Source organism: Vibrio sp. 10N.222.52.C12 (genome assembly GCF_041474215.1).
Lineage (GTDB): Bacteria > Pseudomonadota > Gammaproteobacteria > Enterobacterales > Vibrionaceae > Vibrio > Vibrio crassostreae_C.
On sequence record NZ_JBFRTR010000051.1, the window covers coordinates 15838 to 29832 of the forward strand.

Annotated in this window: 16 protein-coding genes; 8 read left to right on the forward strand and 8 right to left on the reverse strand. The window is 46.3% G+C overall.

Going from position 1 to position 13995, the window contains the following annotated elements; genetic code table 11:
* Positions 1 to 284 precede the first annotated feature (284 nt).
* The 4 genes from AB4623_RS10060 (at position 285) to rlmJ (ending at position 4849) form a co-directional block, all read left to right on the forward strand.
* Entirely contained in the window at positions 285 to 749 is a 465-nt protein-coding gene (locus AB4623_RS10060; RefSeq protein ID WP_017072340.1) for a hypothetical protein, read from the forward strand.
* Positions 750 to 1025: 276 nt separating this feature from the next.
* Positions 1026 to 2825: a protein translocase subunit SecD gene (gene secD / locus AB4623_RS10065; RefSeq protein WP_372146321.1), complete on the forward strand. Its 1800-nt coding sequence runs from the start codon at positions 1026 to 1028 to the stop codon at positions 2823 to 2825.
* 2 nt (positions 2826 to 2827) lie between these two features.
* Positions 2828 to 3781, forward strand: a complete 954-nt coding sequence (secF, locus tag AB4623_RS10070) for a protein translocase subunit SecF (protein WP_372146323.1) — start codon at positions 2828 to 2830, stop codon at positions 3779 to 3781.
* Positions 3782 to 3982: 201 nt separating this feature from the next.
* Positions 3983 to 4849, forward strand: coding sequence for a 23S rRNA (adenine(2030)-N(6))-methyltransferase RlmJ (rlmJ, locus tag AB4623_RS10075; RefSeq protein ID WP_372146325.1), 867 nt, complete (start codon positions 3983 to 3985; stop codon positions 4847 to 4849).
* Between the two features lie 298 nt (positions 4850 to 5147).
* On the opposite strand, the gene AB4623_RS10080 is transcribed toward rlmJ, so the two are convergent.
* The 3 genes from AB4623_RS10080 to AB4623_RS10090 form a co-directional block, all read right to left on the reverse strand.
* Positions 5148 to 6236: an alkene reductase gene (locus AB4623_RS10080; protein ID WP_372057706.1), complete on the reverse strand. Its 1089-nt coding sequence runs from the start codon at positions 6234 to 6236 to the stop codon at positions 5148 to 5150.
* 59 nt (positions 6237 to 6295) lie between these two features.
* Entirely contained in the window at positions 6296 to 7504 is a 1209-nt protein-coding gene (locus AB4623_RS10085; RefSeq protein WP_065583950.1) for an MFS transporter, read from the reverse strand.
* 106 nt (positions 7505 to 7610) lie between these two features.
* Entirely contained in the window at positions 7611 to 8294 is a 684-nt protein-coding gene (locus AB4623_RS10090) for an SDR family oxidoreductase (RefSeq protein WP_102332307.1), read from the reverse strand.
* Between the two features lie 173 nt (positions 8295 to 8467).
* On the opposite strand from AB4623_RS10090, the gene AB4623_RS10095 reads away from it, so the two are divergent.
* From AB4623_RS10095 to AB4623_RS10110, 4 genes are all read left to right on the forward strand, one after another.
* Entirely contained in the window at positions 8468 to 9397 is a 930-nt protein-coding gene (locus tag AB4623_RS10095; RefSeq protein WP_229647557.1) for a LysR family transcriptional regulator, read from the forward strand.
* A gap of 113 nt (positions 9398 to 9510) precedes the next feature.
* A complete protein-coding gene (locus AB4623_RS10100; protein ID WP_017057647.1) occupies positions 9511 to 9903 on the forward strand; it encodes a GFA family protein in 393 nt (130 codons plus the stop codon).
* Between the two features lie 29 nt (positions 9904 to 9932).
* Entirely contained in the window at positions 9933 to 10400 is a 468-nt protein-coding gene (locus tag AB4623_RS10105) for an OsmC family protein (RefSeq protein ID WP_017065091.1), read from the forward strand.
* A gap of 169 nt (positions 10401 to 10569) precedes the next feature.
* Entirely contained in the window at positions 10570 to 10914 is a 345-nt protein-coding gene (locus AB4623_RS10110) for a ribosome recycling factor family protein (protein WP_017061272.1), read from the forward strand.
* A gap of 144 nt (positions 10915 to 11058) precedes the next feature.
* On the opposite strand, the gene AB4623_RS10115 is transcribed toward AB4623_RS10110, so the two are convergent.
* The 5 genes from AB4623_RS10115 to AB4623_RS10135 all read right to left on the reverse strand — a co-directional run bounded on the left by AB4623_RS10115 (position 11059) and on the right by AB4623_RS10135 (position 13994).
* Positions 11059 to 11298 (reverse strand): RNA-binding protein, encoded by a 240-nt coding sequence (locus tag AB4623_RS10115; protein WP_017061273.1) that lies wholly within the window; start codon positions 11296 to 11298, stop codon positions 11059 to 11061.
* Positions 11299 to 11429: 131 nt separating this feature from the next.
* Entirely contained in the window at positions 11430 to 12098 is a 669-nt protein-coding gene (locus AB4623_RS10120) for an SDR family NAD(P)-dependent oxidoreductase (RefSeq protein WP_017065090.1), read from the reverse strand.
* Between the two features lie 271 nt (positions 12099 to 12369).
* A complete protein-coding gene (locus AB4623_RS10125; RefSeq protein ID WP_017061275.1) occupies positions 12370 to 12633 on the reverse strand; it encodes a hypothetical protein in 264 nt (87 codons plus the stop codon).
* A gap of 246 nt (positions 12634 to 12879) precedes the next feature.
* The gene (locus tag AB4623_RS10130) at positions 12880 to 13422 is read right to left on the reverse strand and encodes a DUF3833 domain-containing protein (RefSeq protein WP_065583946.1); all 543 of its coding nucleotides are present in this window, start codon (positions 13420 to 13422) and stop codon (positions 12880 to 12882) included.
* Positions 13419 to 13994 (reverse strand): chalcone isomerase family protein, encoded by a 576-nt coding sequence (locus AB4623_RS10135; RefSeq protein ID WP_372146327.1) that lies wholly within the window; start codon positions 13992 to 13994, stop codon positions 13419 to 13421. The genes AB4623_RS10130 and AB4623_RS10135 overlap by 4 nt, the downstream gene beginning before the upstream one ends.
* Between the last annotated feature and the right edge of the window lies 1 nt (position 13995).

The following is a 13995-nucleotide window of genomic DNA, read 5'->3' on the forward strand; positions in this document are numbered from 1 at the left end:
GCCTAAAGCTTGAAACCAACAGAAAGAGACAACTCAAAGCCAAGCGAGCACCGCTTGGCTTTCTTGTTTTCCCACCATTCATAACGTCTATGCCTCACCTGTTGTTAAGCCGTTTTAGATCTATGTAAATCTAAATTTTGAGATCGCTTAATCGGTTGCATCGTATCATTTTCTAAAAAAATGTTTTAAATCAAGACAGCGTTTCATTTGTATTGTAGATTGACGATCTACGAGAATGTTGTTTGGATATTAGATTGCTTAAACTGGGTACCCGATTAGTCTTAATGTTGTTTTTACTGAGCTTTGGCTTAGTGAATTCTAACGGCTATTCGTTTCCTTCTAAGCCATTTCAAATATACTCGGCTCAAGAGCAATCTTCACAGAATGATCTTTGTAAACAAGCTGATACGGATAATCCGTCGAGCTACTTAGAGTGCGATAAGGCTCAGTTTGGCACCGTGCCTTCTGGTGACAGTTCTAACTATCACGACACCGAATCAAGCCTTCAAGCAGCAAACTTCAGACGTATGCTCAGTAACGAGCAAGAAAGCGTGGCCGATCTTGAGCCTGCTTATCATCTACTGATTGACTTCTCTCCCCCCTCAATACTGGCTTCCCTGCTCTTCAACACGCCGTTGTTGGATTCCAAGCTGCACTGGACCAGTATTGTGAGTTCTCCGTCTTCCCGGCTTTCGGGGTGGAAAGAGGGCAACATCCAATACTCGCATTTCCGAGAACTTCTTAGCTAATCGTTTGACCCTAAATTGGTCGTATCGATGGTCGCCTAGTGCCCATTGAACTCGCCAGTTAACCAAGACAAACATAGCGACATCAGCTTTAGCATCACTATCTTTCAATCAGCTTGTTCTGGTCGTGATTAGCCATCGCTCGTGTTCGCAAAATATTAGACATACCAATCGTAGTAAATAACTGGTCACCCTAGCTGGTTAAAATGCTCGATCACTGCTTTTTTCTGGTGCTATTTTTGAGCACGTATTTACGGTGATTGGTAGAAAGAAGAGATCTTGACTGTGAAAAAACGCATTCAAAGAAAACAAATTAACCACTACTCAAAGTGGAAATACGCGGTGCTTATCGCCACCATTATCATCATGGTTCTGAGTGCTTTACCTTCTTGGTATGGCGAGAATGCGTCGGTTCAAATTAACAACCGTTCTGAACAGACCATCGATGCTAGCCAAATTACCCAATACCTTGCGAGCGAAGGCATTCAAGCCAAATCGGCATTTCAAAAAGACCAACGTTTAGTCGTAATCTTGGAAGACGCAGAACAACAAGCGAAGGCTAAAGAGGTGCTGAATGAGCGCCTATTGGACAACGCGACGGTTGCGCTAGCGATGGAGCCAGCAGCTCCGAAATGGCTGACTGACATGGGCTTCGCACCGATTCAGCTAGGCCTTGATTTACGTGGTGGTGTGCAGTTCCTGTTAGAAGTAGACATGGAACCGGTTTACCACGCACAAGCGCAATCTGTAGTCGATGAAATCACCAGCCAAGTGCGTTATGCACGCGGTAAAGTGGTGAACAACCAAGTTGAGTTTAACTTCCGTACTGATGCCGATTTCGAGAAAGCACAGAAACTGATTCGCGAAGAGTTCCCACAATGGCAACGTGACCGTTCAGATAAATCGCTAACGTTAACTCAGTCTGAAGAAGAGCAAAGAACGCTACGTAATCTAACGGTTCAACAAAACCTGCAGATCATGCGCAGCCGTATTGAAGAGCTAGGCATCACTGAGGCATCGATTCAACGCCAAGGTGAAAGCCGTATCCGTATCGAATTACCGGGTGTACAAGACCCTGCAGCTGCGAAAGACGTGATTGGTGCTACGGCTTCATTAGCGTTCTACTCTGTGTACGACAACGCAACGCGCAATACTCAAACTCTGAAAGATTCAGATGGTAATCGCGTAGTGGTTGCTCGCAAAGCAGTGCTGAGCGGTGAATACATTATCGATGCACGCAGTGGCATTGGTGAAATGGGCAGTGCAGAAGTAAACATCACGCTTGATTCTTCTGGTGGTAAGAAAATGTCTGAGTTTTCTCGCCATAACATCGGCAAGCCAATGGCGACCGTTTACAGCGAATACAGCCGTGACAGAGCCGGTAACAGCGAAAAAACCAGCGAAGTAATCAGTGTGGCAAACATCCAATCTCAACTGGGTAGCCGCTTCAGAATCACTGGTGTAGGCAGCATGGCAGAAGCACAAGAGCTTGCTCTATTGCTACGTGCCGGTTCATTAACAGCGCCTGTTACCATCATTGAAGAGCGTACTATTGGCCCATCTCTGGGTGCTGAAAACGTAACGAATGGCTTTGCTGCTTTGGCTCTTGGCCTTGGTCTGACTCTCACGTTTATGGCGCTATGGTACCGCCGCCTTGGTTGGGTCGCGAACTGTGCATTGGTGGTTAACATGACCACGTTGTTTGGTTTGATTGCCTTGCTACCGGGTGCGGTGTTAACTCTGCCGGGTATTGCGGGCTTGGTACTGACCGTCGGTATGGCGGTAGACACTAACGTGCTTATCTTCGAGCGTATTCGAGACAAGATGAAAGAAGGGCGCAGCTTTGCTAGCTCTATCGATCGTGGTTTCGATAGCGCATTCTCGTCAATTTTCGATGCTAACGTCACCACCATGATCGTTGCTGTGGCTCTATACACCATTGGTAATGGACCGATTCAGGGCTTCGCTCTGACTCTAGGCTTAGGTCTTCTAACCAGTATGTTCACGGGCATTTTTGCTTCACGAGCGATCATCAATTTGGTTTGGGGGCGTGACCAACGCCACGATGTAAGGATTTAAGCATGAGTACTTCAAAAATGACTATTTCAGACCGCTATTTTTCAAATAGCTATATTTCGGATAAGAATATGACTCGCTTTCGTAAGGTGATGTCTGCGATATCTATTGTGCTGTTCATGAGCTCTGTGATGCTGGTGGCGGTGAAAGGTTTTAACTGGGGCTTGGACTTCACAGGTGGTGTGGTTGCCGAGGTTCAGCTCTCTGATCAAGTCACCAAAGATGCGTTAAAAACAAAACTTGATGCAGCTTTCCAACAAGACGTGCAAGTGGTTGGTATGGCAGAACAGGATCGCTGGACAATCCGTTATAGCCAACTGACAGACGCTCCACAGCCAAACTTAGTGGATGCTTTGTCTTCTGTAAGCGACCAAGTAAAAGTGCTTAACAGCAGCGTGGTTGGCCCTCAAGTTGGTCAAGACATGGTTGACCAAGGTGGCTTAGCGGTATTGGTGTGTTTCCTAATGATCATGCTGTACCTGAGTGTACGTTTTGAATGGCGTTTAGCACTCGGCGCCCTTGCCGCGATCATCTATGACGTGACGCTTATCTTGGGTCTGTTCGCTTTTACTCAGTTCGAGTTCAACCTGACTGTGTTAGCGGCTGTGTTGGCGATTTTGGGTTATTCATTGAATGACTCGATCATCATTGCCGACCGTGTCCGTGAGATGCTGCGTGGTAATCCAAATGGTGACACTGACAACCTGCTTAACGAATCGGTTAAAGCGACCTTCTCACGCACCATGGTGACCTCAGGTACAACGCTAATCACCGTATCTGCACTTTGGCTACTTGGTGGCGCTGCGCTGCAAGGTTTCGCGATTGCACTGGTTGTAGGTATTGTCAGCGGTACGTGGTCTTCAGTTTCAGTAGGTATCACACTGCCTAAGTTACTTGGTCTACAGCCTTGTCACTACCAAGTGAAAGCGCCGGTAGAAGTTGAGGGTGAGTACCCTTAGGTTATCTATTGGTTAACAGTACAACTTAGTCAGTAACGTCAACAAAGCCCTTCGTTTATAACAAAACGAGGGGCTTTATTTTTTATAAGAGTCAAACAGTTACAGAAAAGAGAGCCTATTTCAAAAAACGATGGATTGAGCAGGCAAGCCCTCATGATATGAAGTATGTTTAGATGACGTTCGTAGAAATGAGGCAAGGGAATGGAATATCGACATCAATGTCATGTAGGCGACCATGGTGATGCGCTAAAGCATCCAGTATTGAGTGCACTTGTTCAGTCATTAATGCAGCAACATTCACGCCTCAATGTTATCGACACGCACTCTGGTACAGGGTGTTATGACCTCACTACTGCACCCAGTAATCATGCTGGTGAGTTTGCTGAGGGGGTCGGGTACTTGTGGCGAAACAAGGCTTATCTTCCTCCGGCATTCGCTTCTTTTATGTCGGTGCTGGAATACTACAATCCGAATCAGCTTATCTCTTTGTATCCCGGTTCTGCTGCCATTACCTATCAACAAGGCCGCAGCCAAGACAGTTTCTATTTTTCAGACATCCAGCAAGACGAAGCCGACCTATTACAAACCAACATTGAGAAGCTGCAACGCGATCTTGATGTTTCAAGTAAGCTCACCATTACCGCGGGCGATGGCTTGAAAGCACTGCCTGACGACATAGCAAAACACGATAATCATCACCTGATTGTTATCGACCCACCCTATGAAACCGATTCTGAATATCTCGCGGTGATTGATGCCTTGGTTAAGGCATATCAGCAATCTGAGAAGGTTTCGGCCCTGATTTGGTATCCGCTTTACACGGATGATAAGAGCTCACTGATTCTGAATCACTGCGTGACAGCGGTAAAAGATGGCTTGCTACCAAGTCCGATCAAGTCGGAACTTCGCCTTAGAGAGCCCAAGGGTGATGATCGCCTGATCGGCAGTGGTTTGCTGTTGTTCAATCCACCACAAGGCATTGCGGGAACGGTCGCAGATACGCTCGATTATTTACACAGCCAACTCGCCACTAATGGTGAAGGCTACTGGCAAATGAGAAGCTTATAGATCTGATTTTTATGGGTTTTATGATGGTTTTCTAGACATCACTCACTAAACCACTGTTATCTATGTGGTTTAAATTGACCAAACGCTAACTTTTATCGATTGATTAATTGCAGTGAATCATTTAAAAATAGAATATCAATGCGCACAAGTGCATAATGGCTCATAAGTTAAATAATTAGTCCCAGATTAATATCAGATTGTGGTTTACCCCCTAAACTGCATTAGGCTCGCACTAGTCATGCGAGCCTTTCTTTTGCCTGAAGGAAAATCTAAGGCAGTTCTATCAATTTAAGATTCACTACAACACTGGATAATCGATGTAGCCTTTTTCGTTGCCGCCGAACAGAGTGGCGCCATCAAGTTCTGATAGTTCGCTGCCGTTTTGTAGGCGTGAAACTAGATCTGGGTTAGCAACGAATGGGCGACCAAATGCGACGAGATCGGCGTAGCCTTTGCTTAGTACTTCTTCGGCGCGTTGTGGTGTGTAGCTGCCGGCAACGATGATGGTGTTAGAGAACAAGGCTCTTAGTTCGACACGGAAGCTTTCAGGGATAACTGGAGCATCATCCCAGTCGGCTTCTGATAGGTGCAGGTAAGCGATGTCTCGATCTTGAAGTGCCTTCGATGCCTCTAAAATCGTTGGTACGATATCTGGGCAGTTCATGTCTTTGAAGGTGATGAACGGCGCCAAGCGCACACCTACTTTATCGGCACCTATCTCTTCAATCACAGCATCAACCACTTCGATTAGGAAGCGAAGTCGGTTCTCGCGGCTACCGCCGTAGTTGTCGGTGCGTTTGTTTGAGTTGGTTCTTAGGAACTGATCAATCAGGTAGCCATTGCCACCGTGTATTTCCACTCCGTTGAACCCTGCCTCGACTGCTTTTTTCGCTGAGTTAGCAAAATCTTGAACAACACGATCGATGTCTGCTTGGGTCATCTCTCTTGGTTGGATGCAATCCACCATGTTGCCGTTACCATTCTCATCAGAGATCCAAACCTGCGTTTCTATGGGTGCCAGTGCTGAAGGTGCAATCGGCAACTCGCCTTTTTGAAAGGTAGGGTGTGATACTCGGCCTACGTGCCATAGTTGGCAGAAGATCGCGGCACCTTGCTCTTTTGCTGCTGTGGTGACTGATTTCCAACCTTCGATTTGCGCATCGGTATAAACGCCGGGTGTGAATGAGTAACCTTGAGAGTCATCTGAAATTTGTGTGGCTTCAGTGATGATAAGTCCTGCACTTGCTCGTTGTTGGTAATAAGTCGCCATCATGTCGTTGGGCACGTTTCCAGGTTGGCTAGTGCGAGCGCGTGTCATGGGTGCCATAACCACGCGATTTTGCAGTTCTAGGCCTTTCAGTTCTGATTTTTCAAATAATTTGTTCATGGTTTCTACCTTGTTTTAATGCTGTGATCTTTCGTTTTGTATTGGGGCGAGAAGTCGCGTTATTTGCTTTCTGCTGGGCTGAAAATAGAGTTGCTTTGTGGCTTGCCCGCTCGGTTGGCTTTGGCGATAAGCAGCAAACCAATCACTGGGACAACAACGGCTGCGAATGGAATCATGCCTGCGCCTAGTTGGCTGTCGAGTACCATGCCGCCAAGGAATCCACCAAAGGCATTGGCTAAGTTAAACGCTGAGATATTCGCAGTTGCTGCTAGCTCTTGGCCTTCGCCACCGTGGTTCATTACTCGAAGTTGCATGGCAGGGACGTTCGCAAATGATGCAATACCAAAGACAAATGCAGCTGCAACGAAGAGGATTTTGTTGTCTACCACAAGGCCAACTACAACCAATGACACGATCATTGCAACGGCCCAAAACATTGAAGCTTTGCCTAGGTTTTTATCTGAAGAGCGTCCGCCCAAGGTGTTACCGATGATTAAGCCGACACCCACAATCACTAAGATCCAAGTAACAGACTCTTGACCGTAGCCGGTGATGTGCATAGCGATTGGCGCAAGGTATCCGTATAGCGTCATGAAGCCAGACCAAGCAAAAGCAGTGATTGCCAAGCTGATCAGCAGCATTGGGTTTTTGAACGCTAGAAGCTGAGTTTTGATGTCTTTCGCTTCACTGTGACCTGTCGATTTAATCGATATCAAAATGGCAAGCATCGCGATAGTGCCAAGTGCTGCCACGGTAAAGAAAGTAGTGTGCCAGCCGAATTGCAAGCTGACCCATGTACCAGCTGGAACGCCAAGAACGTTAGCGAGTGTTAAGCCTGCGAACATTTGGCCAACGGCACGACCTGCCATTTTTTCAGACACTAAGTTGGTTGCAACAACCGCACCGATACCATAAAAAGGGCCTTGCACTAAGCCTGCGATAACACGGCTGGCAAGTAGAAGTGGGTAGCTAGGAGCAAGGGCTGATAAGACATTACCGATGATGAACAGTGCCATTAAGCCAATCAGTACCATCTTCTTGTTAAAACGTGCGAGGTAGATGGTTAAGATCGGGCCACCAATAACGATAGCCAATGCGTAAGCACTGATTAGGTATCCGGCTTGACCTTCGGTGATCGAAAGCGATGTGGCAATTTGTGGAAGGATGCCTGCAATAACAAACTCAGCGGTGCCGATGGCAAAAGCTGCGAGTGTCAGTATCCAAACTTGGAATGGGATCTTTTCTTTATGGATCGCTTCTGATTTCATAGTGAAGTACCTGTGTTAATTCTTGTTTGTTAGGACGTGAGATACACGCCCTAACGATTGTTCTTTATGTCTTTGCTTCTTTGCTTCTTTGCTTCTTTGCGGAGTGTTAGCCGAGTAGAGCGCCGCCATCGATATCGATGATTGACCCTGTGACGTATGGGTTATTAATTACGAACAGGTAACCCATGGCTATCTCTGAAGGCTCGCCAACCTTGCCTGCGGGTAGGTTGTTTTTGGCGTTGTCGTACATGCTTGTACGAGCGGAATCGTCCATGTTTTTGTAGGCTTCCGTCATGGTTAAACCCGGGCTAACGGCATTGACTCGAATAGGTGATAGCTCTTTCGCCAGTATTTTGGTTACGCTTTCTAGTGCGGCGTTGATGGCGGTTTTTACGTAAGTACCAGCAACAACTTTGCGTGACAACATGCCAGTTGTGAACGTGATAGACCCGTTTGGTGTCATGTAACGAGCGGCATGTTTGGCTACGTTTAAGCTGCCCCAAAACTTAGTGTCAAAAGCTGTCTTGGCGTCTGCGGTTGCTACGTCTGTTACTTTTCCTGCGGGAGCGGATGAGCCAGCCGTTACGATTAAGTGGTCAAACACGCCAATCGATTCAAAGTATTCACAAATTGATTTTTCATTGCTGATATCAAGTCCTGTATGTCGGCTAGCGATGTGCACTGTGTTGTTTTCGTTTCTCAATTTCATCGCGAGTGCCTTGCCGATACCTGATGTGCCACCAATGATGACGAAAGTGTGTTTCTCTTGTTTAGTCGATTCGTTAGTCATGCTCTGAATTCCTGCGTTGTTCTGTTGATGTTTGCCATTATATTTATTCGACTAAATTTGATAATTGGTTAAAATATAAATTCATTATTCGGTTAACCTGAATAGTGTGACTGAGTATTCAAATCGAGCATTAAGATCGAGAAGTAAGACAAAGAGGTGGAAGCGAGAATCGTATGGATAAGTTTTCAGATATGGCGATGTTCGTCAGTATTGTTAAGCATCACGGGTTAGCGGCGGCGGGGCGAGAGTTAGGGCTTTCTCCTGCGACCATGACAGCAAGGCTGCAGGCGCTTGAAGAACGATATGGTGTGAAGTTGTTGAATCGAAGCACGCGTCATGTGTCTTTGACCGACTCAGGGGAGCTGTATCACAAGGCATGTTTGGAGATTTTAGACAACGTCAGTGAGGCCGAAAACCTGATTCAAAATGGCGTAAAAGAAGTCAAAGGCTCGCTAAAAATCGCCGCGCCTAAAGACATCGGAAAGCAGTACATTCTTCCTATACTTTCGGAGTTTTGCCAGCAGTATCCGGACGTGATCCCTTACCTGTATTTAAACGATAACCTCTCGAATATTGCTGAATCTGGCATGGATATCGTGGTCCGTTATGGTGAACTGGTCGACAGCAGTTTGATATCCAGACGCTTGTCACCAAGCCGACGTGTGCTGTGTGCTTCACCAGAATATCTCGCCAAACACGGCACGCCGATCAAGCCACAAGATTTGGTTGAACATGACTGTTTGGCTATGCTGCGTAGCAATGAAGAGCTCAAGACATGGCACTTTCAAGATCATGATATGAAGAAGGCTGTGACGGTTGTGCCGAAGCGCTTTTCAGACGATGGTGAAGTGATTCGATACTGGGCATTGCAAGGAGAAGGGATTGCGTTGAAGTCGGTACTCGATGTGCAAGATGACATCAATAACCAACGCCTTGTGACGCTACTTAATGGCTACATGAAGAACTTCAACACCGCGATGTCGGTGTCGAGTGCCGATTTGAATGTGGTGTACATCAGCAAGAAATATCAGCCCAAGCGTATCCGGTTGTTTCTTGATTTCTTGTTTGAGCGGTTTGGCGATTTGGTTGAAAAGTCTAGTTAGATTAGCCGAGAAGCAGCGCATGACAGATCTCTCGAACTCAACACCCGGGTACGGACAGAGAACATTGAACTGGTTATGATACGACCAACATAAGGATGTGATTGGAGAGAAAAATGAAAGTCGTCGGAGATACGGTTATCCAACCTTTTCACAAGGCAACCTGCCATTGCGGTGCGGTTGAACTAGAGCTCAGTTTACCTAACGGGATAGAAAAACCACGCCGCTGTGATTGCTCGATCTGTCGTCGCAGGGGAGCGATTGTGGGCTCTGTTGCGCTGGATGGCATCAAGATCCTTAAAGGTGCAGAGCATCTCAAGCTTTACCAATTCAATACCAATACCGCGAAGCATTACTTCTGTTCAAACTGCGGTATCTATACCCATCATCAGCGCCGTTCTAGCCCAAACGAATACGGTTTTAACATCGGCTGTTTGGAAGGGGTGAATCCTTTTGATATTGGTGATGTGGTGACCAACGATGGTGTCAATCATCCAGCTGATCGTTAATTTATTGAGCTTTAAAAAGGGAAGAAATTATGTCTGAATACGGAGCGATCATTCGCTGGAAAAAAGCAGAAGATGAAGTCTTTAGCGACAATCAATACAGTCGAGGTCATACGTGGGAGTTCGATGGTGGTGTCACTGTGCCTGCTTCGTCCTCTCCACATGTTGTGCCACTGCCGTTTTCGGTGGAAGCGAATGTTGATCCAGAAGAAGCGTTTATCGCGGCACTTTCTAGCTGCCATATGCTGACGTTTTTGGGCATTGCCGCAAAGCAGAAGTACGTGATCGACTCCTATGTCGATGATGCGATTGGTGTGCTGGAAGAAGATGAATCTGGCCGCTCATCGGTCACTAAGGTGACTCTGCGCCCTAAAATTGTGTTTTTAGGTACCAAAAAGCCCACCGCCAAGCAGCTCGACAAACTGCACCACTTGGCGCACAAAAACTGCTTTATCGCGAACTCGGTAAAAACGGACATTGTGGTAGAAACTAAAGCGTAAACCACACACGTTAACATCCAAAAACCGCGAGGTTGCTTAGTGCATCACTGGCGGTTTTTTTGTGTCTGTGTAATCCTACGTACGGTTTTAATTGAGTGACAGTTAGAAAGTTTTGAGAGATAGGTAGAGAGCTCTTGAATGGTAGGAATAGATTGATTAGCAGAGAGTTATGTTTAGCGTCCCATTGAATAGTTTTGTACATCGTGTGAGTGATAAAAGCCAAGTGATGGTGAATGCTGCGGAATGTGGATGTCAGTTGAAACGAGTTCGTCGTTCGCGTAATTGGCTGTTGGTCGCTCAAGAGTATCAACTCGTTGAATTTAAAACGATGTTAACCCATGAAAAAGACGGTTGGATAGCAATTGCAATCGACAAAGTGCTGCCTAAACCCGTGGTGTGTTTGGCATCTCTGTTGGCCGCTACACCTTCAATGACTGTGGCTCAGCTGGTGATGGAATCTGGATGTTCAATGGCCGAAGCAAGACGTGCTATTGATGAACATGAAGGTCTGTAGGCGTATTCAAATCGTGTGAAAAGAGAATTGCGAGCAGCAAAAAGCCCGTAACGATATTGCGCTGGAAAACGTCATATCGTTACGGGCTTTATCATCTGTGCTGCTGTTAAGCTAAGCCATGCGGCTGATGAAGCATTGAATCGATTAAGAGTTCGCTACTTTTACACGAATCGTGTTTTTGCCAAGCTTTGACAAGTTCAGCTTGTTTAGTGCCGCTTTAGCTTCTTCTTGCTCTGGCATTTCAACAAAAGCGAAGCCTTTTGAGTCGCCAGTTTCTTGGTCTAAAACTAGGCTGCACTCTTTTACTGAGCCAAACTCAGAAAATAGCACACGGATGTCTTGCTCAGAGGTAGAGCGCGATAGGTTACGAACTAGAAGTTTCATAATAAACCTTGAATATGAATTTACGCCGAGCATTGTCGCACACTTTCATGCTCACCCTCACAAATAATTACTCTAATCATTTCTTTGGTAATGTGTCGCTCTATTTACCGATTAAGCGAGCTGTTTACCTGCTAGCCGCGGTTTATCGTGATATCTGACACGAATCCATGCTCTGTGCTGGTCAACGCCTGTTGTAGCATCTGAGCGGCTTCTTGCGCGGTCATAAAGCTCGAGGTATCCATGCCTTTACCGCTTGTATTCCAAAACTCGGTCGCCATTCCTCCAGGGTAAACCGCCACGATTTTCATCGGGTGACCTTTTAGCTCTAACCTTACCGATTCGATAAAGCCTTTCACGGCCCATTTTGCCGCGCAGTAGGTGGACTCTTCCGCTTTAGCACCTTGTGCCGCCGTCGACATCACCACAGCGATGGTGACCGATTGATCTTTGTAGCGCTGTACAAGCTCGCGAATCAAAAAGATCGAAGACTCAATATTGTTCTTCAGCATGTCGCTGATGATGGTTGGATCTTGCTGTTCTATCTTACCGAAGTACCCACTGCCAGCGCTGTGGATCACCAGTTTCGGCATTTCAGGTAACGCATCCAATAACTCGCTCACTGAGTGCGGGTCACAGAGATCACACGCTTGGCTAATGGTATTCGCAGGTAGGCCTTGCGCCACTTCTGCTAAACGTTGTGCATTGCGACCTGTAATGGCTACGCGCTGAGCGTCGGCGTTAGCATATTGTTTCGCGAGAGCTGCGCCTAAACCGCTGCTTGATCCGGTAATTAAAATCATACTGTCTTCAATTTGTAGAGTTGATTCGAGATAGTAAGGGGCTAGGCTAAGATTTTCTGAGATCTATGGCTAAAGTTGATCGATAGCCTGGTTGATAGGTTGATAGGTTGATAGCTTGGGTGATCGGTCGAGCGGTAAGGCTGAGCTAAGAAAGTGGGGGAAAGCCGTTAAGAATCGACGGGTTTAGCAAGAAATAACAGCGTTAAAAAACAACGAACTAACAAGTAAAAGCGCCGGCATAGAGCCAGCGCTTTTGAGTAATCATAAGTGATTATTCGTCGTCGAACTGTTTGATCGTGAACGCGTCTTCGATTCGGTTAAGCTCTTCTTGTTCTTTCACTCGCTTCTCTTCTTGCAGAGTCGCTCTCGTTTCGTTGAAACGTTTTTTCTCTGACTTAGTCAGGAATTTTACAGCTTTTTTGTTGGTCAGTGCGTAAGCAACTACGTCTTCACCTTTTTCTCTGCGGTCGTTTACGCGTTGTGAGAAACGTTCATTGTCGCGAGCTTTACGCTCCGCTGAGGTCAACTTGCTCATGCTTTAAAGCCTTTTCAATTATTCATGGTAGGGAATCTACGCTTAGCGAAACAAATGGGGACTGCTTAGTGTCAGTCTAGTCCATTTGTATGCTGGTGGCGCATCTTAGCACAATGGCTTGAGCATGCAGGTATGCTATTCGAGGGATCAAACAAAACAGCCCACAATTTTCGTTGTGGGCTGTTTTGTTACGTACTGGAGATGTAGTCATCGTTTTAAAACTAAGAATCAGAAACGGCAGTTACATCAAATCTTCTCGATGTATAAGATGACCTCTCCGACTTTAAAGCCAAACTTAGACATCTCAGTCTTGTTGAACAAGCGTTTATCGTCCATTAAGAACATCCAATCATCGAGCACCACTTCATAGGTGCTGCCGTCTACTTCAATCTCTAAGTCATATTTCCAATACAGCGCAGAACCTTGGGTTTCACCATAAGCGGTTCCAACGACATCGTTGGCAGTCCCAGAATAGGTGTTTTCGCCCGTTTTGATTAGATTCCAAACGCGAGTTGAGCGCTCGCCATCAGCAAAAGAGAACCACTCTTTTATTTTTCCGTTGTCACCGTCCCAAGTCGCGATCAGTTTGGCATCAAAGCGGCGCAGTAAGTTACCAGAGCGGTCTAGCACCATGCCGTAGGCCATTAGCTCGCCATTAAAAAAGGTTTCAAGCTTGAGCTCTGGCGTAGTGTCGACATGGTCTTCTAAACTTGCAGAGCCACAGCCCACTAGCCAAGTTAGTGAAAAAAATGCCAGAGCAAATTTTATTATTGTTGTTTTTGGATTCATTTGTTCAAACTTAAAAGTTGTTTACGAAGACCGGGTTCAGAGGTGTTTTCAGACAACCAAATCGCTAGAAAGGCTTCACCAAATTGCTTGTCTTGGATGGTGCCGATCGGTTGTTCATCGAAATAAAAACGACTTACGTTATCTTCAGCGACACGAATCGTGAGTGTGCTTCCTTCTTCCACGTTCGGCCACATCGCGTACAAGGGTTTCAACCAACGTTGAATGTTGCTGTCAGAGTAGCCAAGCTTGTTCCACTGATCTTCGGTAGCGTCTACGAGGTCTTTGCTATCGATAGAGCGGTAATACTCAAGCTTCAAAGCTCGTTCGGAGTTGGTTGGAGTCGCGTAGAATTCTGCCGAGTAGAGAGTCCAAAACAGGTAACTCATTTCACCCTCACCACGTTTGTTCAGATCATCGACAGCAGAGGCTCTAGCGTGTCCGGCAAATAACAGCGCAGCAAAGATTAACGGGAGAGTAATAAAGCTTAGAAGTGTGTTTTTTGCTTGCTGATGAGCGCGAACAATACCTCGCTCAGGTTTGAACGTTTGTGTCGGGTTGCGTGGATAAGCCATA